At 60.7% G+C, this 23,271-nt stretch carries 25 protein-coding genes (1 of these 25 cut by a window edge); 20 read left to right on the top strand and 5 right to left on the bottom strand.

Translation table 11 applies throughout. From position 1 onward, the window contains the following. Positions 1-17: 17 nt before the first annotated feature. The 12 genes from R2B70_RS20080 to glmU all read left to right on the top strand — a co-directional run bounded on the left by R2B70_RS20080 (position 18) and on the right by glmU (position 10,275). Positions 18-821 carry a ParA family protein gene (locus R2B70_RS20080; protein ID WP_318162319.1) on the top strand — a complete coding sequence of 268 codons (804 nt, stop codon included), beginning with the start codon at positions 18-20 and terminating at the stop codon, positions 819-821. Beyond that, complete coding sequence (locus R2B70_RS20075; RefSeq protein ID WP_318162318.1) at positions 818-1,726, top strand: ParB/RepB/Spo0J family partition protein; 909 nt, start codon at positions 818-820, stop codon at positions 1,724-1,726. Before R2B70_RS20080 ends, R2B70_RS20075 begins: the two co-directional genes overlap by 4 nt. Positions 1,727-1,916: 190 nt before the next feature. Then, entirely contained in the window at positions 1,917-2,327 is a 411-nt protein-coding gene (locus tag R2B70_RS20070; RefSeq protein WP_042079080.1) for an ATP synthase subunit I, read from the top strand. 8 nt (positions 2,328-2,335) lie between these two features. Further along, positions 2,336-3,118 (top strand): F0F1 ATP synthase subunit A, encoded by a 783-nt coding sequence (atpB, locus tag R2B70_RS20065; RefSeq protein ID WP_010672266.1) that lies wholly within the window; start codon positions 2,336-2,338, stop codon positions 3,116-3,118. Positions 3,119-3,176: 58 nt separating this feature from the next. Beyond that, positions 3,177-3,416 carry a F0F1 ATP synthase subunit C gene (atpE, locus tag R2B70_RS20060; RefSeq protein WP_010672265.1) on the top strand — a complete coding sequence of 80 codons (240 nt, stop codon included), beginning with the start codon at positions 3,177-3,179 and terminating at the stop codon, positions 3,414-3,416. Between the two features lie 51 nt (positions 3,417-3,467). Next, on the top strand, positions 3,468-3,938 hold the full coding sequence (atpF, locus tag R2B70_RS20055) for a F0F1 ATP synthase subunit B (protein ID WP_010672264.1): 471 nt from the start codon (positions 3,468-3,470) through the stop codon (positions 3,936-3,938). Positions 3,939-3,951: 13 nt separating this feature from the next. Then, positions 3,952-4,485: a F0F1 ATP synthase subunit delta gene (gene atpH, locus R2B70_RS20050; RefSeq protein ID WP_042079082.1), complete on the top strand. Its 534-nt coding sequence runs from the start codon at positions 3,952-3,954 to the stop codon at positions 4,483-4,485. Positions 4,486-4,500: 15 nt separating this feature from the next. After that, positions 4,501-6,042, top strand: coding sequence for a F0F1 ATP synthase subunit alpha (atpA, locus tag R2B70_RS20045; RefSeq protein WP_042079083.1), 1,542 nt, complete (start codon positions 4,501-4,503; stop codon positions 6,040-6,042). A gap of 42 nt (positions 6,043-6,084) precedes the next feature. Continuing rightward, positions 6,085-6,951 (top strand): F0F1 ATP synthase subunit gamma, encoded by an 867-nt coding sequence (atpG, locus tag R2B70_RS20040; protein WP_042079084.1) that lies wholly within the window; start codon positions 6,085-6,087, stop codon positions 6,949-6,951. Positions 6,952-6,984: 33 nt separating this feature from the next. Then, positions 6,985-8,373: a F0F1 ATP synthase subunit beta gene (gene atpD, locus R2B70_RS20035; RefSeq protein ID WP_010672260.1), complete on the top strand. Its 1,389-nt coding sequence runs from the start codon at positions 6,985-6,987 to the stop codon at positions 8,371-8,373. A gap of 18 nt (positions 8,374-8,391) precedes the next feature. Then, positions 8,392-8,820 (top strand): F0F1 ATP synthase subunit epsilon, encoded by a 429-nt coding sequence (locus R2B70_RS20030; RefSeq protein WP_010672259.1) that lies wholly within the window; start codon positions 8,392-8,394, stop codon positions 8,818-8,820. Between the two features lie 93 nt (positions 8,821-8,913). Further along, a complete protein-coding gene (gene glmU, locus R2B70_RS20025) occupies positions 8,914-10,275 on the top strand; it encodes a bifunctional UDP-N-acetylglucosamine diphosphorylase/glucosamine-1-phosphate N-acetyltransferase GlmU (RefSeq protein ID WP_318162317.1) in 1,362 nt (453 codons plus the stop codon). A 50-nt stretch (positions 10,276-10,325) separates the two neighbouring features. Here glmU and creD read toward each other — a convergent pair whose 3' ends face one another. The 4 genes from creD to blrA form a co-directional block, all read right to left on the bottom strand. Continuing rightward, a complete protein-coding gene (gene creD, locus R2B70_RS20020; protein WP_318162316.1) occupies positions 10,326-11,648 on the bottom strand; it encodes a cell envelope integrity protein CreD in 1,323 nt (440 codons plus the stop codon). 121 nt (positions 11,649-11,769) lie between these two features. Continuing rightward, a complete protein-coding gene (blaOXA, locus tag R2B70_RS20015; RefSeq protein WP_216991366.1) occupies positions 11,770-12,564 on the bottom strand; it encodes a class D beta-lactamase in 795 nt (264 codons plus the stop codon). 99 nt (positions 12,565-12,663) lie between these two features. After that, positions 12,664-14,085, bottom strand: a complete 1,422-nt coding sequence (gene blrB, locus R2B70_RS20010; RefSeq protein WP_318162315.1) for a beta-lactam sensor histidine kinase BlrB — start codon at positions 14,083-14,085, stop codon at positions 12,664-12,666. Positions 14,086-14,119: 34 nt separating this feature from the next. Further along, entirely contained in the window at positions 14,120-14,794 is a 675-nt protein-coding gene (gene blrA / locus R2B70_RS20005; protein WP_318162314.1) for a beta-lactam response regulator transcription factor BlrA, read from the bottom strand. 123 nt (positions 14,795-14,917) lie between these two features. On the opposite strand from blrA, the gene R2B70_RS20000 reads away from it, so the two are divergent. Both R2B70_RS20000 and glmS read left to right on the top strand, forming a co-directional pair. After that, positions 14,918-15,691, top strand: a complete 774-nt coding sequence (locus R2B70_RS20000; RefSeq protein WP_318162313.1) for a DeoR/GlpR family DNA-binding transcription regulator — start codon at positions 14,918-14,920, stop codon at positions 15,689-15,691. Between the two features lie 55 nt (positions 15,692-15,746). Then, entirely contained in the window at positions 15,747-17,579 is a 1,833-nt protein-coding gene (gene glmS / locus R2B70_RS19995) for a glutamine--fructose-6-phosphate transaminase (isomerizing) (RefSeq protein ID WP_318162312.1), read from the top strand. A gap of 64 nt (positions 17,580-17,643) precedes the next feature. On the opposite strand, the gene R2B70_RS19990 is transcribed toward glmS, so the two are convergent. Continuing rightward, entirely contained in the window at positions 17,644-18,420 is a 777-nt protein-coding gene (locus tag R2B70_RS19990; RefSeq protein ID WP_318162311.1) for a LuxR family transcriptional regulator, read from the bottom strand. A 212-nt stretch (positions 18,421-18,632) separates the two neighbouring features. Between R2B70_RS19990 and R2B70_RS19985 the strand changes: the two genes are divergently transcribed. The 6 genes in view from R2B70_RS19985 to R2B70_RS19960 are tightly spaced (at most 2 nt apart) and all read left to right on the top strand, a layout consistent with a single transcriptional unit that may run on beyond the window. After that, entirely contained in the window at positions 18,633-19,394 is a 762-nt protein-coding gene (locus tag R2B70_RS19985; protein WP_318162310.1) for a DUF3450 domain-containing protein, read from the top strand. After that, positions 19,391-20,698 (top strand): MotA/TolQ/ExbB proton channel family protein, encoded by a 1,308-nt coding sequence (locus R2B70_RS19980; protein ID WP_318162309.1) that lies wholly within the window; start codon positions 19,391-19,393, stop codon positions 20,696-20,698. Before R2B70_RS19985 ends, R2B70_RS19980 begins: the two co-directional genes overlap by 4 nt. Continuing rightward, entirely contained in the window at positions 20,695-21,225 is a 531-nt protein-coding gene (locus R2B70_RS19975; RefSeq protein WP_005307253.1) for a MotA/TolQ/ExbB proton channel family protein, read from the top strand. The genes R2B70_RS19980 and R2B70_RS19975 overlap by 4 nt, the downstream gene beginning before the upstream one ends. Then, on the top strand, positions 21,222-21,623 hold the full coding sequence (locus R2B70_RS19970) for an ExbD/TolR family protein (RefSeq protein ID WP_005321875.1): 402 nt from the start codon (positions 21,222-21,224) through the stop codon (positions 21,621-21,623). Before R2B70_RS19975 ends, R2B70_RS19970 begins: the two co-directional genes overlap by 4 nt. Continuing rightward, positions 21,620-22,282, top strand: coding sequence for a TonB family protein (locus R2B70_RS19965; protein ID WP_318162308.1), 663 nt, complete (start codon positions 21,620-21,622; stop codon positions 22,280-22,282). The genes R2B70_RS19970 and R2B70_RS19965 overlap by 4 nt, the downstream gene beginning before the upstream one ends. A gap of 2 nt (positions 22,283-22,284) precedes the next feature. After that, on the top strand, positions 22,285-23,271 hold the 5' portion of the coding sequence (locus R2B70_RS19960) for a tetratricopeptide repeat protein (RefSeq protein WP_318162307.1). The gene runs 192 nt beyond the window's last position; 987 of the gene's 1,179 nt are visible here — the first part of the coding sequence; its start codon is at positions 22,285-22,287; the stop codon falls past the right edge of the window.

Here is a 23,271-nt window from a genome sequence, read left to right as displayed (position 1 = left end):
TTCATTTAGGGGACAGTGTGGGAAAAGTCATTGCCATAGCCAACCAGAAGGGTGGAGTGGGTAAAACCACCACCTGTGTGAATCTGGCCGCCTCCATGGCCGCTACCCGGCGCAAGGTGCTGGTGATCGATCTGGATCCGCAGGGCAATGCCACCATGGGCAGCGGTGTCGACAAGTACGATGTCGAACGCACCGCCTATGAACTGCTGATCGAAGATGCCCCCATCGGCGAGGTGATCATCCCCGAGACCTCGGGAGGCTATCACCTGATCGCCGCCAACGCCGACGTGACCGCGGCAGAAATCCGCCTGATGGAGTTCTTTGCCCGCGAGATCCGCCTGCGCAACGCCCTGGCTTCGGTCCGGGACAAGTACGACTACGTCTTCATCGACTGTCCGCCCTCTCTCAACATGCTGACCGTCAACGCCATGGCCGCCGCCGACTCCGTGCTGGTACCCATGCAGTGCGAATACTATGCGCTGGAAGGGCTCACCGCCCTGGTGGACACCATCAGCAAGCTGGCAGCCGTGGTCAATCCGGATCTGAAGATCGAGGGGGTGCTGCGCACCATGTTCGATCACCGCAACCGGCTGGCCAATGATGTGTCCGATCAGCTGAAACAGCATTTCGGGGACAAGGTCTACCGCACCATCATCCCCCGCAACGTAAGACTGGCGGAGGCGCCGAGCTTTGGCGCTCCGGCCATGCACTATGACAAATCATCGGTGGGAGCCAAGGCCTATCTGGCCCTGGCTGGCGAGATCCTGCGTCGCCAGGAGCAGGAATTCCAGCCGATCACCGCAGATCGAGAGAGCCTATGACGCCGAAGAAACGTGGGTTGGGCAAGGGGCTGGACGCCCTGCTCAGCACCAGCACGGCCGCCCGCCAGAAACAGGTGATGAGCGACCAGCGTACCGAACAAGCCATGGCTCCCGCCAATCAGGGCGAGCTGCGCAAGCTGCCGGTGGAGTGGCTGCAGTCCGGCAAGTACCAGCCCCGCAAGGACATGTCACAGGATGCGCTGGAGGATCTGGCCAACTCCATCCGTGCGCAAGGTGTGATTCAGCCCATAGTGGTACGCTCCATCGGCGAGAATCGATTCGAGATCATCGCCGGTGAACGGCGCTGGCGTGCCTCCCAGCTGGCCCGGCTCGAGGTGGTACCCTGCCTGGTCAAGGAGGTGCCTGACGAGGCGGCTGTCGCCATCGCGCTGATCGAGAACATCCAGCGCGAGGATCTCAACGCCATCGAGGAGGCGGTCGCCCTGCAGCGCCTGCTGACCGAGTTCGAACTGACCCATCAGCAGGTGGCCGATGCGGTGGGCAAGTCCCGCACCACGGTGACCAACCTGCTGCGCCTCAACCAGCTCAACGAGGACGTGAAGCGCTTCGTGGAGCATGGCGATCTCGACATGGGCCATGCCCGTGCCCTGCTGGCCCTGAGCGGCCCGGCCCAGTCCGAGCTGGCCAAACTGGTGTCCCAGAAGGGGCTGACAGTGCGAGATACCGAGAAGCTGGTGCAAAAAGCGCTGGAACCGGCAAAAACCAGGGTCCAGCCTGTCCGCGATCCCCAGTTTGGTTATCTCGAGCGCCAGATTTCAGAAAAAATTGGCAATCAGGTGCAACTTCAGCCGGGCAAAAAAGATAGCGGCAAGTTAGTAATTAGTTACGATAACTTAGCGGATTTGGACCGGGTATTGGGCTATTTTGGCCTGTCAGAATCGTGATTTTTACGCTTTTTGTAGTAATAAAACATCCATTCCTTTCGTTATGAACATAACCTTAATTTCGCGCGGAAAGCCGCAAAAATTAAGGATTTTTGCCATGTTGCAATAGCCGTCTCCACGGGTATAATTTGACCGGCTTTTCGAGCTGTGAACCTGGGGTCTTCGGATCCCGATTTTTTACAGTTCTGTAATGTTCAGGGGTAGGTTGGTGAAGCAGAAAATAGCCTTGGAAGGTTTGACGCTGGCCTTGGCTATGCTCGTTTGTCAGCTCATCCTGATCCTGGCAATCGGCTCCGTCTGGTTTTATCAGAAGGGGGTCTTTGCCGGACAATCCTCTCTCTACGGAGGGGGGATGTACTGGGTTCCTCAGGCCCTGTTCACGCTCTGGGTTCTGCGCCGCAAGGTGACGAAAGAGAGCGTGGGCCTGGTCTTGCGGGACTTTTATGGTGGGGCAGGGATTAAGCTCATTACTACAACAGGACTTTTCGCCCTGATGTTTGGCGCCGGGATCGAGGTCGACACCGTCTCGTTCTTCGCCACTTATATCCTCGCCCTCGTTGTACAGTGGATAGTTTCATTCACGCTTAACAACCACTATTAGGAAAACTCATGTCTGCAACCGGAGAAGTCCTGACTCCTCAGGGATATATCTCCCACCACCTGACCCATCTGCAAGTAGGGTCCGGGTTCTGGACGGTGAATATCGATTCCATGATATTTTCCGTCGTGCTAGGCGCCCTGTTTATCTGGTTGTTCCGCAAGGTTGCCGTCAAGGCCACCAGCGGTGTGCCCGGTAAGCTTCAGTGCTTTGTGGAGATGCTGGTCGAGTTTGTGAATGGTAACGTCAAAGACATCTTTCATGGTCGCAACAAGGTCATCGCGCCTTTGGCTCTGACGGTGTTCGTGTGGATCTTCCTGATGAACTTCATGGACCTGATCCCCGTTGACTTTATCCCTCACGCTGCACAGTTGATGGGTGTTCCCTATCTGCGTGTGGTTCCCTCTGCTGACGTTAACATCACCATGTCCATGGCTTTGGGCGTGTTCTTCTTGATCCTGTACTACAGCATCAAGGTCAAGGGTATCAGCGGGTTCGTGAAGGAGCTGACGCTTCAGCCTTTCAACCACCCTGCTGCCATCCCGGTTAACTTCATCCTTGAAACCGTCACGTTGATTTCCAAGCCTGTTTCATTGGGTCTGCGACTGTTCGGCAACATGTATGCTGGCGAACTGATCTTCATCCTGATTGCGGGTTTGTTACCCTGGTGGTCACAGTGGATCCTGTCCGTGCCTTGGGCAATCTTCCACATCCTGATCATCACTTTGCAGGCGTTTATCTTCATGGTTCTGACCATCGTCTATCTGTCGATGGCGCAGGAAGACCATGGTTGATGCAACTCAAATAATCCTTTTTATACAATCAATTACATCTAAATAAATGGAGATCCTCATGGAAAACTTGAACATGGACCTGCTGTACATCGCTGCTGCAATGATGATGGGTCTGGCGGCTATCGGCGCCTCCATCGGTATCGGTATCCTGGGTGGCAAGTTCCTGGAAGGTGCGGCTCGCCAACCTGACCTGATCCCTGTTCTGCGTACCCAGTTCTTCATCGTGATGGGTCTGGTGGATGCGATCCCGATGATCGCCGTTGGTCTGGGTCTGTACGTGATGTTTGCGGTTGCCTAAGTCGTCTCGACTCACGCAGAACCCATTAACTAACTAAAGAGGACATCGGCTGTGAATATCAACGCCACCCTCCTCGGCCAAGCAGTTGCTTTTTTCATCTTCGTAGTGTTTTGCATGAAGTACGTATGGCCGCCGCTGATGGCTGCCATCGAAGCCCGTCAGAAAGAAATCGCTGACGGCCTCTCTTCTGCAGAGCGTGCCAAGAAAGATCTGGAGCTGGCCAAGGCCAACGCCACCGATCAGCTGAAAGAAGCCAAGCTTCAGGCTGCTGAAATCATCGATCAGGCCAACAAACGCAAAGCCCAGATCATTGACGAGGCCGCTGTCGGAGCTCAAGCAGAGCGGGAAAAAATCCTGGCTCAGGGCCGTGCAGAGATCGAAGCTGAACGTCATCGTGCCAAAGAAGAACTGCGCAAGCAGGTTGCTGCTCTTGCCATCGCGGGTGCAGAGAAGATCCTGGCACGCCAAATCGACCAGGCTGCCAACAGCGACATCGTCGACAAACTGGTAGCAGAACTGTAACGGGAACGGGGCTATGTCTGAACTGACTACAATCGCTCGCCCCTACGCCAAGGCTGCTTTCGAGTTTGCCGTTGAGCACAAGGCGGTTGACCAATGGCTGGAGATGCTCGATTTCGCCGCTCAGGTGGCAGAGAACGAGACCATCCACAACCTGGTAAACGGCTCCGTGGCTGCCGAAGAACTGGCAAACCTGTTTGTCGGTGTCTGCGGTGAGCAGCTCAACGAGCACGGTCAGAACCTGATCCGGGTGATGGCCGAGAATGGTCGCTTGGGTGTGCTGCCGGCGGTCGTTGCCGAATTCGTCGCGCTCAAGGCTGAACTGGACAAAGAAGTTCAGGCTGACGTGATTTCGGCGATCGAACTGACCGACCAGCAGAAAGCCAATATTCAGGCTTCTCTGGAACAACGTCTCGCGCGCAAAGTGAAGCTGAATTGCAGCACAGATGCGTCCTTGATGGCCGGGGTGCTCATCAAGGCCGGTGATCTCGTTATCGACGGCACGGTCCGCGGTAAGCTGGATCGCATGGCCGATGCGCTGCAATCTTGATTGGGGTATTAGAGCATGCAACTGAATTCCACTGAAATCGCCGAGCTGATCAAGCAGCGCATTGCGCAGTTTGATGTCAAAAGCGAAGCGCGTAACGAGGGTACCATCGTCTCTGTGAGCGACGGTATCATTCGTATCCACGGTCTGGCCGATGCCATGCAGGGTGAGATGATCGAGCTGCCGGGCAACCGCTTCGCTCTGGCATTGAACCTGGAGCGTGACTCCGTTGGTGCCGTTGTCATGGGTCCCTATGCCAACCTGGCGGAAGGGATGAAGGTAAAGGGTACCGGCCGTATTCTGGAAGTGCCGGTCGGTCGTGGTCTGTTGGGCCGGGTGGTCAACACCCTGGGTCAGCCGATCGACGGTAAGGGTCCGGTAGAACACGACGGCTACTCGCCAATCGAAGTGATCGCCCCGGGCGTTATCGAGCGTAAGTCTGTTGACCAGCCAGTCCAGACCGGTCTGAAAGCCATCGATGCCATGATCCCCATCGGTCGTGGCCAGCGTGAGCTGATCATCGGTGACCGTCAGGTAGGTAAGACCGCCATCGCCATCGACACCATCATCAACCAGAAAGACTCCGGCATTAAGTGCGTCTACGTTGCGATCGGCCAGAAGGCCTCCACCATCGCCAACGTGGTGCGCAAGCTGGAAGAGCACGGTGCCCTGGCCAACACCATCGTCGTCGTCGCCTCTGCCTCCGAAGCCGCCGCCCTGCAGTACCTGGCTCCCTATGCCGGTTGCTCCATGGGTGAGTACTTCCGTGACCGCGGTGAAGACGCGCTGATCATCTATGATGACCTGTCCAAGCAGGCCGTTGCCTATCGCCAGATCTCCCTGCTGCTGCGCCGTCCGCCAGGACGCGAAGCCTACCCGGGCGACGTCTTCTATCTGCACTCCCGTCTGCTCGAGCGTGCCGCTCGCGTGAACGCCGAGTACGTCGAGAAGTTCACCAAGGGTGCCGTGAAAGGCCAGACCGGTTCTCTGACCGCCCTGCCGATCATCGAAACCCAGGCCGGCGACGTCTCCGCGTTCGTTCCGACCAACGTGATCTCCATCACCGACGGCCAGATCTTCCTGACCTCCCAGCTGTTCAACTCCGGCATCCGTCCGGCGGTTGACCCGGGTATCTCAGTATCCCGTGTGGGTGGTGCGGCTCAGACCAAGATCGTCAAGAAGCTGTCCGGTGGTATCCGTACCGCGCTGGCCCAGTACCGCGAGCTGGCGGCCTTCGCCCAGTTCTCCTCCGATCTGGACGATGCGACCCGCAAGCAGCTGGATCACGGTCAGAAAGTGACCGAGCTGATGAAGCAGAAGCAGTACTCTCCGATGAGCGTGGCCCAGCAATCCCTGGTGCTGTTCGCCGCCGAGAAGGGTTATCTCGCCGATGTCGAACTGAGCAAGATCGTCGACTTCGAAGCCGCTCTGCTCTCTTACGCCAATACCCAGCATGGTGAGCTGATGGCTGAAATCAATGCCAAGGCTGACTACAACGATGCGATCGTTGGCAAGCTGACTGCGTTGCTGGATGACTTCAAGGCAACCCAGACCTGGTAAGCGTGTGTGGCAGCGCAAGCTGCCACCTGATGGAGAGAAGAGATGGCCGGCGCAAAAGAGATACGTAACAAGATCGGGAGTGTGAAGAACACTCAGAAGATCACCAGCGCTATGGAAATGGTGGCAGCGAGCAAGATGCGCCGTGCGCAGGAACGCATGTCTGCCAGCCGTCCGTACGCTGAAACCATGCGCAAGGTGATCGGCCATATCGCCCAGGGGAACTTGGAATACAAGCACCCCTACCTCATGGAACGTGAGGTGAAGCGAGTGGGTTACATCGTCGTCTCCACCGACCGTGGCCTGTGTGGTGGTTTGAACATCAACCTGTTCAAGGCTGCCCTCAACGATATGAAGCAATGGAGCGCGAACGGTGCCAAGGTTGACCTGGCACTGATCGGTAACAAGGCCTCCAACTTCTTTGAACGGCACGGCGCCAAGGTGAAAGCCCATGTCTCCGGACTGGGTGACAACCCGAGCGTCAATGACCTGATTGGTTCAGTCAAGGTCATGCTGAAGGCTTACGACAACGGTGAGATTGACAGGCTGTATCTGGTGTACAACAAGTTCGTCAACACCATGGTTCAGCAACCAAAAGTCGATCAACTGCTGCCTTTGCCCGTAACTGAAGACAGCAAGCTCGCCAAGAAACACCACTGGGATTACCTCTATGAGCCGGATCCCAAGCAACTGCTGGATACCCTGCTGATTCGCTATGTCGAGTCCCAGGTCTACCAGGGTGTGGTTGAAAACTTGGCAAGTGAACAGGCAGCCCGAATGGTTGCCATGCAAGCCGCGACTGACAACGCCGGCAACCTGATTAACGATCTGCAACTGGTATACAACAAGGCCCGTCAGGCCAGTATTACCCAGGAGCTGACTGAGATCGTTTCCGGTGCTGCCGCGGTGTAAGGCAAGGGTTATCAAAGGTTTAGAGGATTTGACATGAGTAACGGTTTCATCGTCCAAATCATCGGCGCTGTGGTGGACATCGAGTTCCCGCAGAATGCCGTGCCCCAGGTGTACGATGCACTGAAGGTTGTCAGCGAAGGCCAAGGCCAGGGTCTGGTACTGGAAGTTCAGCAACAGATCGGCGGCGGCGTCGTGCGTTGCATCACCATGGGTTCCTCCGACGGTCTGCGTCGTGGGTTGGAAGTAGTTAACAGCGGCAAGGCCATCCAGGTACCGGTCGGTACCTCGACCCTGGGCCGTATCATGAACGTACTGGGCGATCCCATCGACGAGAAGGGCCCGATCGGCGAAGAAGAGCGTTGGTCCATCCACCGGGAAGCCCCCAGCTACGAAGATCAGTCCAACAGCACCGAGCTGCTGGAGACCGGCATCAAGGTTATCGACCTGGTATGTCCGTTCGCCAAGGGTGGTAAGGTTGGTCTGTTCGGCGGCGCCGGTGTAGGCAAGACCGTCAACATGATGGAGCTGATCCGTAACATCGCCATCGAGCACAGCGGTTACTCCGTGTTCGCCGGTGTGGGCGAGCGTACCCGTGAGGGTAACGACTTCTACCACGAGATGATGGAGTCCAACGTACTGGACAAGGTATCTCTGGTTTACGGTCAGATGAACGAGCCGCCCGGAAACCGTCTGCGCGTGGCGCTGACCGGCCTGACCATGGCCGAGAAGTTCCGTGACGAAGGTCGTGACGTGCTGTTCTTCGTGGACAACATCTACCGTTACACGCTCGCGGGCACTGAGGTATCCGCACTGCTGGGCCGTATGCCCTCCGCAGTAGGCTACCAGCCGACCCTGGCCGAGGAGATGGGTGTTCTGCAAGAGCGCATCACCTCCACCAAGACCGGTTCCATCACCTCCGTACAGGCCGTTTACGTGCCTGCGGATGACTTGACCGACCCGTCTCCGGCGACCACCTTCGCCCACCTGGATGCGACCGTCGTACTGTCCCGTCAGATCGCGGCACTGGGTATCTACCCGGCCGTTGACCCGCTGGACTCCACCTCCCGTCAGCTGGATCCGCTGGTGGTAGGCAAGGAGCACTACGAGACCGCTCGTGGCGTTCAGACCGTGCTGCAGCGCTACAAGGAGCTGAAGGACATCATCGCCATCCTGGGTATGGATGAACTGTCAGAAGAAGACAAACTGACCGTAGCCCGTGCCCGTAAGATCGAGCGTTTCCTGTCCCAGCCGTTCTTCGTGGCCGAAGTATTTACCGGTTCTCCGGGCAAGTATGTGCCGCTGAAGGAAACCATCCGTGGCTTCCAGGGCATCCTGAAGGGCGAGTACGACGATCTGCCCGAGCAGGCGTTCTACATGGTTGGCGGCATCGACGAAGTCGTCGAGAAGTCCAAGAAACTGTAAGCCTCGATAGGAGGGCCCATGGCTGAGATGATCTCCTTTCACCTGGATGTGGTGAGCGCCGAAGGGAAACTGTTTTCCGGTCGGGTGCAATCTGCCCAGGTATCAGGCTCCGAAGGTGAGCTGGGTCTCCGCCACGGTCATGCTCCGTTGCTGACTGCCATCAAGCCGGGCCTGGTCCGCTTGATCAAGCAAAATGGTAGCGAAGAGGTGCTGTACATCTCCGGCGGCATGCTGGAAGTACAACCCGAAGCCGTGACCGTGCTGGCCGATACCGCCATTCGTGCCGACGACCTGGATGAGGCGAAAGCCCAGGAAGCCAAGCGTCGCGCCGAAGAGCGGATCAACAGCTCCCATGGTGATATCGACTACGCTCAGGCGTCTGCCGAGCTGGCCAAAGCGATGGCCCAGCTGCGGGTTATCGATATCGTCAAAAAGAATTACCGCTAATCACGGTGATGCAAAAAGCGACCTTCGGGTCGCTTTTTTTTTGCCCGTTGGATAGACTCCGCCCAGCATTTCCACCTGTTTCAAAGGCTAGCTATGTCTCTCAATGTCGTGATCCTGGCTGCGGGTAAAGGTACTCGTATGCGTTCTGTTCTCCCCAAGGTGCTGCACCCCGTGGCCAACAAGCCCATGGTCTCCCATGTGATCGATACCGCTCGCCAGATCGGTGCCGAACAGCTGCATCTGGTCTATGGCCACGGTGCCGAGCTGCTGAAGGAGCGGATCGTCGCGGAAGATGTGAACTGGGTACTGCAGGCCCAGCAGCTGGGAACCGGTCACGCCGTCGCCCAGGCCATCCCCTTCTGGAAGGATGAGGACGACGTGCTGGTGCTCTACGGCGATACCCCGCTGATCCAGCCCGAGACCCTGCAACGGCTGCTGGCCGCCAAGGCCGACGACGGCATGGCGCTGCTGACCGTGGTGCTGGACAACCCGACCGGCTATGGCCGCATCGTGCGGGAACATGGTCAGGTGGTTGGCATTGTCGAGCAGAAGGATGCCAACGCCGAGCAGCTCGCCATCCGCGAGGTGAACACCGGCGTGCTGGTGGCGAACGGCGGCCAGCTGCGCAGCTGGCTGTCGCGTCTGGACAACAAGAATGCCCAGGGCGAGTTCTATCTGACTGACGTGATTGCCATGGCCCATGCCGACAACTGCCCCATCGCCGCCGTCCACCCGGACGACGCCATGGAAGTGGAAGGAGCCAACAACCGGGTGCAGCTGGCCCAGCTCGAGCGCAGTTACCAGCAGATGCAGGCCGAGAAGCTGATGATCGCCGGCGCCACCCTGATCGATCCGGCCCGTTTCGATCTGCGGGGCACCCTGGAGATCGGGGAAGAGGTGGTGATCGACGTCAACGTCATCATCGAAGGCAAGGTGGTGCTCGGCAATCACGTGCGCATCGGGGCCGGCAGCGTGCTGAAGGATTGCGTGATTGGCGACCACACCGAGGTGAAACCCTACTCCGTCATCGAAGGGGCACAGATCGCGGATCAGTGCTCGGTCGGTCCCTTCACCCGTCTGCGCCCGGGCGCCGTGCTGGAGCAGGATGCCCACGTCGGCAACTTCGTCGAGATGAAGAAGGCGCGCCTCGGGGTGGGCTCCAAGTGCGGTCACCTCACCTATCTGGGAGATGCGGAGATCGGTGCCAAGGTGAATATCGGTGCCGGCACCATCACCTGCAACTACGACGGGGTGAACAAGTTCCAGACCATCATCGAGGACGACGTCTTTGTCGGCTCCGATACCCAGCTGGTGGCGCCGGTGCGCATCGGCAAGGGGGCGACCCTGGGGGCGGGTTCGACCATCACCAAGGACGTGGCGGAGAACGAGCTGGTGATCACCCGGGTGCCCCAGCGTCACATCCAGAACTGGGCCCGCCCGGTCAAGAAGAAGTGATGCCCGATCAATGAAATGCAAACCGGCGCCTGATGGCGCCGGTTTTGTTTTCAGTCTGCCTGTTCAGCTGCGGGGATTTGGTCGTCCGGGCGGCTCATCACCCGGTACCAGTCCAGCTTGCGGGTCAGCACCATGACCAGCGTCAGTATGGCGAACAGCAGCAGGGCGCCGAGCAGCAGGGCTGTCTCCTCGGCCTGCAGCAAGCCGAACAGGATGGCGTAGACCAGCCCGAGCAGGGCGGCGAATCCCATGCCCTGTTTCGGACCGCCCAGCACATGACTCAGGTAGAAGCCGTTGAGGGCCACGCTGGCCAGGGCGGCAATGAGATAGGCCCAGGCAAAGCCCAGATGCTCGGTCAGCGCCAGCAGCACCAGATAGAAGATGGCCAGCCCCATGCCCACCAGGGCGTACTGGATCGGGTGCACCCGCAGCCCCCTGAGCAGCTCGAACATGAAGAAGCTGAGGAAGGTGAGGCCGATGAACAGCAGGGCATACTTGGCGGCCCGCTCGTTAAGCTGGTAGTGATCCACCGGCTGCACCAGGCTGACGCTGAAACTAGGCAGCTTTTCTGAGGGCCCGAAGATTGAGTCGTGGAACTGATTTTCCATATCAGTGGCAAACCAGCTGGTCTGCCAGTGAGCGTTGAATCCTTTCTCTTGTACCTTGCGGCTGGTCGGCAGGAAGTCACCGAGAAAATTGGGATGAGGCCAGTTACCAGAGAGGGTCAGCTTGCTGTCACGGCCTATCGGGATCAGGGAGAATTTCTCCATGCCCTGCAGGGAAAACCTTACCTCGAAACACCCTCCTTGCTGTTGTTTGGTCGTCAGCGGGACATGCACGCCGGACAAGGTGCCAAGGCGGGCTCCTGGGATGACGGCCAGTGGTTCGTTGGCGAGGGTGATGGCCGGGATCTGGGTGATGCCGCGGGCATCGGAGACGACCAGGCTGAGATAGGGCTGGCCGGGTAGGCTGTTGCGCGGAGGTTGCCAATCAGGGAGCGAAGGTAATTGACCGGTCAGAGTGACGTTGGCCTGATATGGTTGGGCTTGGTAAATCCCCAGTTTGCGCGGAGTAACTTCCATGTCGACAGTAGCATCCAGCTGTTCCGGTAGGAGGTAGCGATAGAGGGTTTCCACTTCTCGCCGGGATTCCTCACCATCGATCAGGATGTTCTCGCTTGTGTACGGCTGTACCACGATCGGCCCCAGCAGCCGTTGCGGCCCGCTGGTGCTGGCCATGATTTGCTGGATGGCTTCTGAGCGATAAGCCTGGCGCTCCCGGTTCAGCTCCATGATGGATTGCACCGGCACCATCAGCAGCAGGCTGAGCAACAGCAGCAGAAAGATCTTGTGGTTGAAAATCTGTTTGACCATGACTCATCTCCTTGTGGTTGAAAGGGAGTGTGCCGGGGTCGGGTGAAGGGAAGGTGGGGCTGTGTGAAGGGGTGGTGAAGGGGGTAAAAAAACCGGCGCCAGGCGCCGGTTCTTGTTGGCATTACAACTTCTTCAGCTCGACCGGCAGGGCGGCAAATACCTCGTCCCTGGCCTTCAGGGAGGCAAACTGTTTACCCGGCTTCTGGATGACGGTGTGGACGAAGATGAGCTTCTTGTCCTGCTTGCTGGCCCAGCCGACGAACCAGCCGATCTGCTGCTCCCTGTCCAGACTGCCATCCAGCAGCTTGGGGTAACCCATGCCGGTCTTGCCGTGGATCTGCCAACCGTCGATGCCGGGTTGACGCATCAGGTTGGCGGTATGGCGCAGGGTCTGGGCGGAGACCGGCAGCTTGCCGCTCACCATCTTGCCGAGGAAGCGGGCCTGCTCCTGGGGGCTGATGGCGAGGCTGGAGCTGAGCCAGGCCTGGGTCAGACCGTCGTGCTTGCCCGGGTTGCCCGAGAGATCCCGGTTGCCGTAGTCGAAGCGGTCGACATAGTGCTGGAAGCGCGCCTCTCCCAGCCACTCGGTGAGGCGCTGTGAGTACCAGATGACCGAGAATTGCATCCAGCGGCTTGGGGTGGTGGTCTGCTTCCACACCGGCAGGAAGTCAGGGTCACCGGGTTTGAACGGCAGGGCGGGCAGCTGTTCATCCACCAGGAAGCCGCTGTCATAGCCCATCAGGGCCAGCGGGATCTTGAAGGTGGAGGCCGGGGTCAACTGGGCGGCACACTCCCCCTGGGTGCTGAGGGGTTTGCCGGTGGCATCGGCAAACAGCATGCAACCAGAGGCGGCGCTGGCGGGCAGGGCACAGAAGAGGCCGGCGGCAAGCAGGCCGGACAACAGCATACGGGGCATCACTCTCTCCTTGATTCATGGGAATGCGCATCGACGGGGAAGGTCGTCATCGAGGAGGCGCAGCTTAGCCCGGCTCTGTGTGCTCAGTGTGAAGTGCCCTCAGTTGCCGGGCAGCCAGAGCTCTGCCAGCACGCCGCCGTCCGGCTGGTTGGCAAGGGTCAGCCGGCCGCCGTGCTGGCGCGCCACCTCAGTGGCGAAGCTGAGCCCGAGGCCGCTGCTCTTGCCCTTGTCTGGTCTGGGCAGCGAATAGAAGCGCTCGAAAATCCTGGGCAGCGCAAAGTCGGGAATACCTGGTCCCTGATCCCGCACCCGGAAGCAGTAGCCCCCCTGCTCCATGGCGCCGTTCAGCCGGATCTGACCCCCGGCGGGTGAGAAGTCGAGGGCGTTGTCCAGCAGGTTGCCGAGGGCCTGCTCCACCAGCAGGGGATCCCACTTCTGCCTGGGGGCGTCGGCGAGCTCTGCCGTCAGGGCCACATGGCGACGGGCTGCAACTATCTGGCGGGCGTCGAGCGCCCGTCTGCCCAGTCGGGCCGGCTCGACTGATTGTCTGTCCAGCCCCTGCCCCGACTCCAGTTTGGCCAGCTGCAGCATCCGCTCTATCAGCTGCTGCATGCGGGCCGTCTCCAGATTGATGTTGCCGATAAAACGCTTTGCCACCTCGGGTGGCGGTGCCTCGGCCAGGATCTCCCCTGCCCCGCGAATGGCCGCCAGCGGGCTCTTGAGCTCGTGGGTCAGGCTGTGGACATAGGCTTCGATGTAGGCCTTGCCGTCCAGCTGGCGGCGCATGGTTTCCAGGGATCGGCCGAGCCGATCCAGCTCCGGACTGTAGAGGCGCGGCAGGCTGGCAGGCTGCCCCTGGCTGACCGCATCGGCGTAGTGCACCAGCTTGCCGATGGCGCGGTTGAGCCACCACACCAGCAGGGCGCCGATGAGCAGCGAGATGAACAGCAGCAGGGCCGCCCCCTGTAGCAGCTGGTGTTCGCTGCGCTCTATCATGGGCAGCAGGGTGCGGTTGGGCTTGGCGACGGTGAGGGAGCCGAGGATCGCGTCCCCTTCCCGCAGCGGGGCGGCCACGTGCATTACCGAGCTGGCGGGGTCGTCCGGATCGCTGCGGGTGCTGCGGGCGCCATATTCGCCCCGCAGGGTCAGATAGACGTCGTTCCAGCGCGAGTAGTCCTTGCCGAGATCCACCCCGTCCGAGTCGTAGACCACCTTGCCCCAGCGGTCGACCACATAGATGCGGTACTCCGCCTGCTGCTTGAGGTGACCGTCGATCAGGGCGTTGATGGGGCTCTGGTTGAGGCGGGCGAAGGCGCTGGCCAGCCTGCCATCCGCCATCTTCCCTTCCTGCATGTCGTCCAGTGCCAGCGGCGCCAGCATCTGGGCCATGTCGACCAGGGTATCTTCGGTGGCGCTGCGCACCCCGGGTTTTATCTCCTCGACGAAGATCTCCAGCACGAACCAGGCGGCCAGGGCGAAGATCAGCACCAGCCCGCACAGCAGTTGCAATCCAATTCTCATGTCGGCTCCCGGCCGCTGCACGACAGCAGCATGTTCATGCCAGCTCCAGGCTGTAGCCCAGCCCGCGGTGGGTCAGGATCAGGTTGGCGTCAGGGTCCCGCTCCCGCAGCTTGGCGCGCAGGGTCTTGATATGGGTGTCCACGGTGCGATCCAGGCTCTCCTCCGCCCCGCTCCACACCAGGTCCATCAGCTGCTGGCGGGAATAGACCCGGCCCGGCGCCAGCATCAGGGTCTTGAGCAGCAGGTATTCGTAGCGGGTGAGCGCCAGCGGCTGGCCGTGGAAGCAGATGCGGGCCCGCTCCTCATCCAGCACCAGCAGCTGGCTCGGTTGGGGAGCGCTGGGCTGGCTGCGGCGCAGGATGACCCGCACCCTGGCGCACACCTCGCGGGGCGAGAAGGGCTTGGCCACATAGTCGTCTGCCCCTATCTCCAGACCGATCAGCCTGTCTATCTCCTCGCTGCGGGCGGTGAGAAACATCAGGGGAATATCGGTCAGTGCCCGCACCCGCTTGCACAGCTCGAAACCGCCGATGTCCGGCAGTCCCACATCCAAGAGCAAAAAATCCGGTCGCGTCTGTTCCAGTCGCGCCAGCAACGGCTGTCCGAGGGGGAACCACTCCACCTCGAAACCGTCGGTCTGCAGGGCGTAGATCAGGGTGTCGGCGATGCTGGTCTCGTCTTCCACCAGCCAGATGACTCGTTTTTGCATGGCGTCCTCGTCGCAAATCGTCTTGCCCATTCTGGCATCGAAGCAAATCGGATCCTATTTGCCGTTTGATTTTTCCCGAAAAGGCATTAATATTTCGCCATTCTTTCGAATCGAAACTTAACGATGACCAAACGCAACACTCAACAGCGTCGCCACACCATAGTGAGCCTGGTACAGGAACAGGGTGAAGTCAGTGTCGACGCCCTGGCCAAACACTTCTCCACCTCGGAAGTGACCATCCGCAAGGATCTGGCGGTGCTGGAGACCGGTGGCCTGTTGCTGCGTCGCTACGGCGGTGCCGTTCCCCTGCCCAGCGAGATGGTGGTGGACAGCAACCCGGATCAGATTTCGAAACGAAAGCTGGCCATCGCCCGCGCCGCCGCCGAACGGATCCGCGATCACAATCGCATCATCATCGACAGCGGCAGCACCACCAGCGCCATGATCCCCATGCTGAGCAGCAAGCGCGGCCTTATCGTCATGACCAACTCCCTCAACGTGGCCGGCGCCCTGCGCGAGCTGGAGAACGAACCCACCCTGCTGATGACAGGCGGCACCTGGGATCCCCACTCCGAATCCTTCCAGGGCCAGGTGGCGGAGCAGGTGCTGCGCTCCTATGACTTCGACCAGCTGTTTATCGGCGCCGACGGCATAGACCCTGAGCGAGGCACCACCACCTTCAACGAGCTGGTGGGTCTCTCCCGGGTCATGGCCGAGGTGTCGCGGGAGGTCATCGTCATGGTGGAGTCGGAGAAGATAGGCCGCAAGATCCCGAACCTCGAGCTGCCCTGGTCCGGCATCCATACCCTGGTGACCGACGAGGGGTTGGCCAGCGAGGCCAGAGAACAGATCCGGGCCAGGGGGATCCTGCTGATTTGCGCCCCCGTGGCCGTGTGACTTGAACAAACCATTATCGAACCGAATTAACGTCTTACGTTTCAAGGAGAAGTCTATGTGTGGCATCGTCGGGGCCGTCGCCCAACGTGATGTGGCTGAAATCCTGGTAGAGGGCCTGCGCCGTCTGGAATACCGCGGTTATGACTCCGCCGGGGTGGCCGTGTTCAGCGCCGATCGACCGCTGCAGCGGGTGCGTCGCCTCGGCAAGGTGGCCGAGCTGGCCAAGGCGCTGGACGAGCAGTCCGTCCATGGTGGCACCGGCATCGCCCACACTCGCTGGGCCACTCACGGCGAACCGTCCGAGCGCAATGCCCACCCTCACGTCTCCGAGCATATCGTGGTGGTGCACAACGGCATCATCGAGAACCATGAAGAGCTGCGGGAAGAGTTGAAGGCGCTGGGCTATGTGTTCAGCTCCGACACCGACACCGAGGTGATCGCCCACCTGGTGCACCATGAGCTGAAATCCGCCCCCAGCCTGCTGGCTGCCATGCAGGTGGCGGTGAAGCAGCTGCGCGGCGCCTACGGCACAGTGGTGATGGACAGCCGTGACGACAGCCGCGTGGTGGTGGCCCGTTCCGGCTCCCCGCTGGTGATCGGCCGCGGCATCGGCGAGAACTTCATCGCTTCCGACCAGATGGCGCTGCTGCCGGTGACCCGCCGCTTCATCTTCCTGGAAGAGGGTGACGTGGCCGAAGTGACCCGTCGCGACGTGCACATCTTCGATACCCACGGCGAGGCCGTGGTGCGCGAGGAGCTGGAGTCCGAGCTCTCCCACGACGCCGGTGACAAGGGCGAGTACCGCCACTACATGCTCAAAGAGATCTACGAGCAGCCCAAGGCCATCACCAACACCCTGGAAGGCCGCCTGGGCAGCGATCACGTCGTGGTCGAGTCGTTCGGCAACGGCGCCCGCGCCATCTTCGACAAGGTCGAGCATGTGCAGATCGTGGCCTGCGGCACCTCCTACAACTCCGGCATGGTGGCCCGCTACTGGTTCGAAGAGATCGCCGGCGTCTCCTGCGACGTGGAGATCGCCTCCGAGTTCCGCTACCGCAAGTCGGTGGTGCGCCCCAACAGCCTGCTGGTGACCCTGTCCCAGAGCGGCGAGACCGCCGACACCCTGGCGGCCCTGCGGCTGGCCAAGGAGTCCGGTTACATGAGCTCCCTGGCCATCTGCAACGTGCCGGGTTCCTCCCTGGTGCGTGAATCCGATCTGGCCTTCATGACCCGCGCGGGGGCAGAAATCGGGGTGGCTTCCACCAAAGCGTTCACCACCCAACTGGCCGGTCTGCTGATGCTGGTGGCCTCGGTCGGTCACTGCCGTGGCAACCTGAGTGCCGCCGCCGAAGCCGAGCTGGTCAAGGCGCTGCAGGCCCTGCCGCTGCGCATCAAGGAGAGCCTGGCGCTGGCCAAGGATATCGAGGCCCTGGCCGAAGAGTTTGCCGACAAGCACCACAGCCTGTTCCTGGGTCGCGGCAGCCAGTACCCCATCGCCATGGAAGGGGCACTCAAGCTGAAAGAGATCTCCTACATCCACGCCGAGGCCTATGCCGCCGGTGAGTTGAAGCACGGTCCGCTGGCGCTGATCGATGCCGAGATGCCCATCATAGTGGTGGCGCCGAACAACGATCTGCTGGAGAAGCTCAAGTCCAACGTGGAAGAGGTGCGTGCCCGTGGCGGTATCCTCTACGTCTTCGCCGATGCGGACGCCGGCTTCAAGAGCGACGAGACCATGCGGGTGATGAGCCTGAACCACGTGGAAGAGATGATAGCCCCCATCGTCTACACGGTGCCGCTGCAGCTGCTCTCCTACCACGTGGCCCTGATCAAGGGCACGGACGTGGATCAGCCGCGCAACCTGGCGAAGTCCGTGACCGTGGAATAAGCCGTCGCCAGAAATGAAAAAGAGCCGCATTGCGGCTCTTTTTGTTTGCCTGATCGAGTGGCCGTTATGAGAGCCGCAGGTTGGTGATGGTCACGTCGTCCAGGGAGGGCACTATGATGCCGCTGGAGATGCTCTTGGCGATCGCCTGGTTGCGGTTCTTGGAGTCAGTCTTGTTGGTGACCTGATTGAGGTGGAAGTTCACGGTACGCTCGCTGATGCCGAGGATGGTGGCGATCTCCCAGGAGGTCTTGCCCTCGCTGGCCCAGAACAGGCACTCCTTCTCCCGATCCGATAGCTCGGTCAGGTGCTTCATCAGCTCGGGTCTGCTCTTTATCAGCTGCAGTGCCGAATTGAAGATGTAGCTGGCGCAGAACGACAGCAAGGGAACGTTTTCAAACATCAGATCGGAATTGGACTTCTCCTTGCTGATGAAAGAGAGGATACCGTGCTCCCCCTGCGGGGTGTGGAGCGGGAAGGAGACGCCGTTTCTCACCCCGAAGTCGGCGGCCAGATTCATCACCTCCCGGCTGGCACTGGGCAACCAGGGGGAATCGCAATCTAGCTTGTTCCAGAAGATGGGCTGGGTCTGCTTCAGCCCCAGGAAGACGACCGGATCCTGGGTCAGGTAGTGGCGCTCCGAATAGGCGTCAAACCAGCTGGTGGGACAGTTGTTGAACAAGGCCACATGGGACTTTTGCATGCTGATGGGAAAAATGATCAGCAGCCGAAAGTAATCAAAGCCCATCTGATGGCTGAAGCGCTCCAGTTGCTGCTGGATATCGCTCGTTTTCTTGGCCTTGGTGAACCGATCTATGTGTTCCCAGATCGCATCGTTAAACATGTAACTCTCCTTTTTCGACCACTCATCATCCTGATCGAAAAGACATTTTTTAGTTATTTAGAATGGTGTTGTGACTACCAACGCCAGTAATTCCCGTGCTTGTCTAAAAAGTATCCTGTTTTTTCGGCCAGAGGCCAAGAAAATCATCTGATTGCCACTGGCCCGACTCTTTGAGACAATGAGAATAGTTATCATTGTTAAGACTGTGTACCATGAAAAAGATTTGGGGTCTGGCCTTGTTGCCATTGGCCGTTCATTTCGTCGCCTCTGCGGACGATATGGTTGCGCCCGAACTGAAAAAAAGCATCGCCGCCGGGAAAGCCTCCCAGCAGCGCGTGGAAAAAGCCGCCGATGCGGCCGTTGCCGCCCGGCTGGAGCTGCAAAATGCCCAGCTGCAACTGCGCGATCTGGAAGCCTACAACCGCTACATGCAGTCTCTGGTGGCCGATCAGCAAAATGAGCTTGGCAAGCTGAGCCAGCAGCTGGAGGCGGTACAGGAGACCCGGCAGGGCCTGATCCCGCTGATGCTGCAGATGCAGGCCGATCTGGAGCAGCTGGTACAAAATGACATGCCGCTGCGCAAGGAAGATCGCCTGGCGCGGGTTGAACAGTTGAAAGCGACCCTGGCCCGAGCCGATGTGAGCGAGGCGGAGAAGTTCCGCCAGCTGCTGCAGGCCTACCAGATTGAAGCCGAATACGGCAGCCGGTTGGATAGCTACTCTACCGAGCTGGCGCTGGACGGCGCACCGCGCCGGGTCGATGTGCTGGCGGTGGGCCGGGTCTCCCTGCTGGCGATGACTGCCGATCGCTCCCAGGCGTGGCGCTGGTCTGCGCAGAGCAAACAGTGGCAGGCTCTCGACAGCCAGTGGCTCTCTCCCATCGCCGAGGCGCTGGAGATGGCTGCCGACAAGAAGGTTCCCCAGTTGTTGAATGTCCCCCTTTCCGTCAGCCGTGGTCAGGAGGCCCAGTCATGAGCGTCACCATGAAGTGGTTCCCCCTCGCCATCGCCCTCTCCCTGGGCATCACCACTGCCGTTGCCGATGAAGCCTGGCGGCAGCAGGAGCAGGCTCGTGAGCAGCAGGCCCAGCAGGATCTGGCGTCTGTCTCCACCGAGCTGAACAGTGCCCGTGCCAAACTGGCTGCGGCCCAGCGCCTGAGCAAGCAGCTGGCGGCCGAGTTTGCCGGCAACGAGAAGCAGCTGGTGGAGCTCAATGCTCAGTGGGAGCAGGCCTCCGGCGACATGAACGAGATCTTCGCGGTGACCCGTCAGGGGGCCAGCGATGCGGTCAAGCTGCTGAGCGAATCCGCCGTCGAGGGCCAGTACCCCGAGCGCCTCGCCCCGCTCAAGGCCATGGCGCAGGAGAAGCAGGTGCCGGATCGCGCTGCCCTCGCCCTGCTGCCCGCCACCCTGCTGCAGGAGATCCGTGAATCGGGCCGGGTTGCCCAGTTCGACGGCAAGGTGCTGGATGCCCAGGGGGCTGCCAGCGAGCAGACGTTGACCCGGATCGGCAGCTTCGTGCTGTTTGGCGAGCAGGGGTTCCTGCAGCCCACCGCCGAAGGCCTGAGCCCGGTGCTGGGTCTGCCCGGCAGCGTGCTCTCCGCTGCGGCCGCCTATCAGGGTCAGGAGGGGGAAGCGCTGCCGCTGGATCCCTCCCACGGCACCCTGCTGGATATGCTGGCACAAGCCCCCACCTTCTGGCAGCAAGTCCAGCAGGGCGGCCAGGTTGGCGCCATTATCGTGCTGCTGGCCGCCATCGGCCTGGGGATCGCCGGGGTTCGGCTGTGGAGCCTCTCCCGCGAACTGGGTCGGGTTCGTCGCCAGCTCAAGAGCGGCGAATATCATGCCGACAACGCCCTCGGTCGGGTGCTGACGGTGGCTGACAAGCATCCCGAGCTGAGCATGGAGACCCTCGAGCTGCGTCTCGACGAGGCGATCCTGCAGGAGACCCCTCGCATGGAGCGCGGTATCGGTATGATCAAGGTGATCGCGGCCATTGCCCCCATGCTGGGCCTGCTCGGTACCGTGACCGGGATGATCGGCACCTTCCAGGCCATCACCCAGTTCGGCACCGGCGATCCCAAGATCATGGCGGGCGGCATCTCCATGGCGCTGGTCACCACGGTACAGGGTCTGGTGGCGGCCATTCCGCTTATCCTGGCCCACAGCCTGCTGCAATCCCGCTTCACCGAACTCTCCAACGTACTGGAGCAGCAGGTGGCCGGCATTTTGGCCGAGCGGGCCGAGAGCAACCGTGACGGGATGGAGCGGGTGGCATGATGCTCGACATCTGGCAACAGCTGCAGAGTTTCATGGGCCGTGGCGGCCCGGTGCTCTGGGTCATTCTGGCCTTGCTGGTGCTGATGTGGATTCTGATGATCGAACGGCTGCTCTACCTCAACCTGGGGTTTGCACCGTTGCAGCGTCAGCTGCTTGGCCGCTGGCAGGCCCGCAGCGAGCGCCACAGCTGGCACGCTCGCGCGATTCGCGGGCGCTGGCTGGCCGAGGCCGAGCTTGAGCTCAACCGTCATCTGATCTTCATCCGCACCCTGGTGGTGCTCTGCCCCATGCTGGGGTTGCTGGGTACAGTGACCGGCATGATAGGCGTATTCGATGCGTTGGCCGCGGCCAACCGCTTTAACCCGGAGAGCATGGCGGGTGGGATCTCCCGCGCCACCATCCCTACCATGGCTGGCATGGTGGTCGCTCTCTCCGGCGTGTTGTTACTCAGCCGACTCGAGAGCCAGGCCAAGCGCGCGCTGGCCAAGACCCGGGACGGCCTGCGAGAAGAGAAGGTAATGCAATGAGACGGCAATCCAAACGCCAGCGCGATGAAGTGCAGATCGACATGACCCCCATGCTGGATATCGTCTTCATCATGTTGATCTTCTTTATTGTCACCACCTCCTTCGTGCGCGAAGCCGGGCTCGAGGTGCACAGGCCCCAGGCCAGTCAGGCCAAGGCGCAGAAGTCCTCCAGCATCATGCTGGCGATCGGCGCTCAGGGGCAGATCTTCCTCGACCGCAAGCAGATCGACGTGGAGCGGGTGCAGGCCAGCATCGCCCGCCTGCTGGCGGAACAGCCTGATGCCAGTCTGGTGATCCAGGCCGACGAGCGGGTGCCCCACGGCAAGGTGGTACGGGTGATGGATGAAGCCAAGGCGGCAGGCATCGCCAACATCGCCGTGGCGGTGGCCCCGAAATGAAATACAAGCTGATGAGCCTGGGACTGGGGATTGCCCTCAGTCTGGGGATCCTGCTGTTCATGGCCACCCTGGTGGAGCCGCCCAGAGGGGAGAAGGCGAGCGCCGAGCAGAAATCCATCGTCATCAACATGCAGAACGAGGTGACTGAAGTGCTGGTGCGCGAGCGCCCGGTACCCCAGGAGCCGGAACCCTTGCCGGAGCCGCCTGCCGCGCTGGCCTCGACACCGCTGCCTATGCCTGCGGCGGCCCCGCTGCCCTCGGTGCAGCCGAGCCTGGATCTGGTCTCCAGCCTCAGTGCGGTGCAGGTCTATGCCCCTGGCGTTGCGACCAGCCCTACCCCGGTCGCGAGCGGCAACTTCCACGGCCAGCAGCAGGGTGTCGGGATCGGTGCCGGCGACATCTTGATGCCGCTGCAGCGGATCGAGCCGGTCTATCCCTATCGAGCCCAGCAGGCCGGCATCGAAGGGTCGGTGACCTTGCGTTTCAACGTCGATGCAGACGGCCGGGTACAGGATGTGGAGGTGGTCGAGGCCAAGCCGAAGCGTCAGTTCGAGCGGGCGGCCATTCAGGCGATCAACAAATGGCGCTACCAGCCGAGACCGGGCGCCACCGACAAGCTGGTGCAAGTCATCACGCTCAAATTCAAACTGGAGTCATAACCATGTTGCGGATCTGGATCTGTGTGCTGGCCCTGGTCAGCCAAGCCTGTCTGGCGATGGAGGTGAGCCCTCATTTCTCCCGCCAGCTGGAGCCCGTGATGAAGCTCTATCAGTCCGGCCAGTGGCAACAGGCACAGAGCAAGGCTGCTGTGCTCAAACCCAGTTCCGAGGCTGAGCGTGCCTGGCTGGCGCAGTTACAGGCGTCTCTGGCGGCCAACCTGCAGCAGACCGCGCTGGCGAGTCGCTACGTGGAGCAGGCCCTGGCCTATAAGGAGTGGCCAGAGCAGCAACAACTTCAGTTGTTGCGTCTGCGCGGCGACATCCAGGCCCAGCAATCCAACTGGTCCGGTGCCATCGCTAGCTACAAGGCGGCTTTGGCCATCCAGGCTGACGATGCCTTGCGCCTGCGTCTGGCCGGCCTCTATTACCACAACAAGCAGTACGGTGAGGCGGCCAGTCAGAGTGAACAGCTGTTGAAGAAGAGCTGGCAGAAGCAGGCCGCTATCATTCGTCTCTCCGCCCTTACCGCACTGCAGCGCTACGGTGTGGCGGCCGATCAGGCCGAAGAGCTGATCCGCTACGAGCCGAAAGAGAGCAAGTGGTGGCAGCAGGCTGTGTCGCTCAACCTCTCCGCCAAGCGCGGCGATCAGGCGCTGGCACTGCTGCAAACCGCCATCGACCGTCAACTGATGGATGACGGCGCTGCCCGCAACCAGCTGATCCGTCTTTATGCCTGGCAGGGACTGCCCTATCGCGGTGCCCGTCTGCTGGAGTCTGCCATGGCCAAGGGGCAGATGAAGCAGAACGCCGAGAACCGCCAACTGCTGGCCCAATTGTGGGAAGGGGCCCGTGAGTGGCCGAAGGCCGTCGACAGCTGGCAACTGCTTGCCCGCGAGCATGCTCACCCCAAGGCGGCCATGCGCGCCGCCGAACTGTTGTTGCAACAAGGTAGAACGGATGCGGCCATGACCCAGCTCGCGGCCATCAAG

Origin of the sequence: Aeromonas sp. XH (assembly GCF_033348475.1) — a bacterium.
Lineage (GTDB): Bacteria > Pseudomonadota > Gammaproteobacteria > Enterobacterales > Aeromonadaceae > Aeromonas > Aeromonas sanarellii.
This window is presented reverse-complemented; position numbering and strand designations above follow the sequence as displayed.

What these genes read in the sequence shown, in the direction of transcription:
- R2B70_RS20075 (WP_318162318.1), top strand. Translation starts at nt 818, where the DNA reads ATGACGCCGAAGAAACGTGGGTTGGGCAAGGGGCTGGACGCCCTGCTC.
- R2B70_RS19985 (WP_318162310.1), top strand. Translation starts at nt 18,633, where the DNA reads ATGAAAAAGATTTGGGGTCTGGCCTTGTTGCCATTGGCCGTTCATTTC.
- atpB (WP_010672266.1), top strand. Translation starts at nt 2,336, where the DNA reads ATGTCTGCAACCGGAGAAGTCCTGACTCCTCAGGGATATATCTCCCAC.
- R2B70_RS19975 (WP_005307253.1), top strand. Translation starts at nt 20,695, where the DNA reads ATGATGCTCGACATCTGGCAACAGCTGCAGAGTTTCATGGGCCGTGGC.
- R2B70_RS20000 (WP_318162313.1), top strand. Translation starts at nt 14,918, where the DNA reads ATGACCAAACGCAACACTCAACAGCGTCGCCACACCATAGTGAGCCTG.
- R2B70_RS19990 (WP_318162311.1), bottom strand. Translation starts at nt 18,420, where the DNA reads ATGTTTAACGATGCGATCTGGGAACACATAGATCGGTTCACCAAGGCC.
- R2B70_RS19970 (WP_005321875.1), top strand. Translation starts at nt 21,222, where the DNA reads ATGAGACGGCAATCCAAACGCCAGCGCGATGAAGTGCAGATCGACATG.
- blrB (WP_318162315.1), bottom strand. Translation starts at nt 14,085, where the DNA reads ATGAGAATTGGATTGCAACTGCTGTGCGGGCTGGTGCTGATCTTCGCC.
- glmU (WP_318162317.1), top strand. Translation starts at nt 8,914, where the DNA reads ATGTCTCTCAATGTCGTGATCCTGGCTGCGGGTAAAGGTACTCGTATG.
- R2B70_RS19965 (WP_318162308.1), top strand. Translation starts at nt 21,620, where the DNA reads ATGAAATACAAGCTGATGAGCCTGGGACTGGGGATTGCCCTCAGTCTG.
- R2B70_RS20030 (WP_010672259.1), top strand. Translation starts at nt 8,392, where the DNA reads ATGGCTGAGATGATCTCCTTTCACCTGGATGTGGTGAGCGCCGAAGGG.
- atpA (WP_042079083.1), top strand. Translation starts at nt 4,501, where the DNA reads ATGCAACTGAATTCCACTGAAATCGCCGAGCTGATCAAGCAGCGCATT.
- atpH (WP_042079082.1), top strand. Translation starts at nt 3,952, where the DNA reads ATGTCTGAACTGACTACAATCGCTCGCCCCTACGCCAAGGCTGCTTTC.
- atpE (WP_010672265.1), top strand. Translation starts at nt 3,177, where the DNA reads ATGGAAAACTTGAACATGGACCTGCTGTACATCGCTGCTGCAATGATG.
- R2B70_RS20070 (WP_042079080.1), top strand. Translation starts at nt 1,917, where the DNA reads ATGTTCAGGGGTAGGTTGGTGAAGCAGAAAATAGCCTTGGAAGGTTTG.
- atpD (WP_010672260.1), top strand. Translation starts at nt 6,985, where the DNA reads ATGAGTAACGGTTTCATCGTCCAAATCATCGGCGCTGTGGTGGACATC.
- blrA (WP_318162314.1), bottom strand. Translation starts at nt 14,794, where the DNA reads ATGCAAAAACGAGTCATCTGGCTGGTGGAAGACGAGACCAGCATCGCC.
- glmS (WP_318162312.1), top strand. Translation starts at nt 15,747, where the DNA reads ATGTGTGGCATCGTCGGGGCCGTCGCCCAACGTGATGTGGCTGAAATC.
- creD (WP_318162316.1), bottom strand. Translation starts at nt 11,648, where the DNA reads ATGGTCAAACAGATTTTCAACCACAAGATCTTTCTGCTGCTGTTGCTC.
- atpG (WP_042079084.1), top strand. Translation starts at nt 6,085, where the DNA reads ATGGCCGGCGCAAAAGAGATACGTAACAAGATCGGGAGTGTGAAGAAC.
- R2B70_RS19980 (WP_318162309.1), top strand. Translation starts at nt 19,391, where the DNA reads ATGAGCGTCACCATGAAGTGGTTCCCCCTCGCCATCGCCCTCTCCCTG.
- blaOXA (WP_216991366.1), bottom strand. Translation starts at nt 12,564, where the DNA reads ATGCCCCGTATGCTGTTGTCCGGCCTGCTTGCCGCCGGCCTCTTCTGT.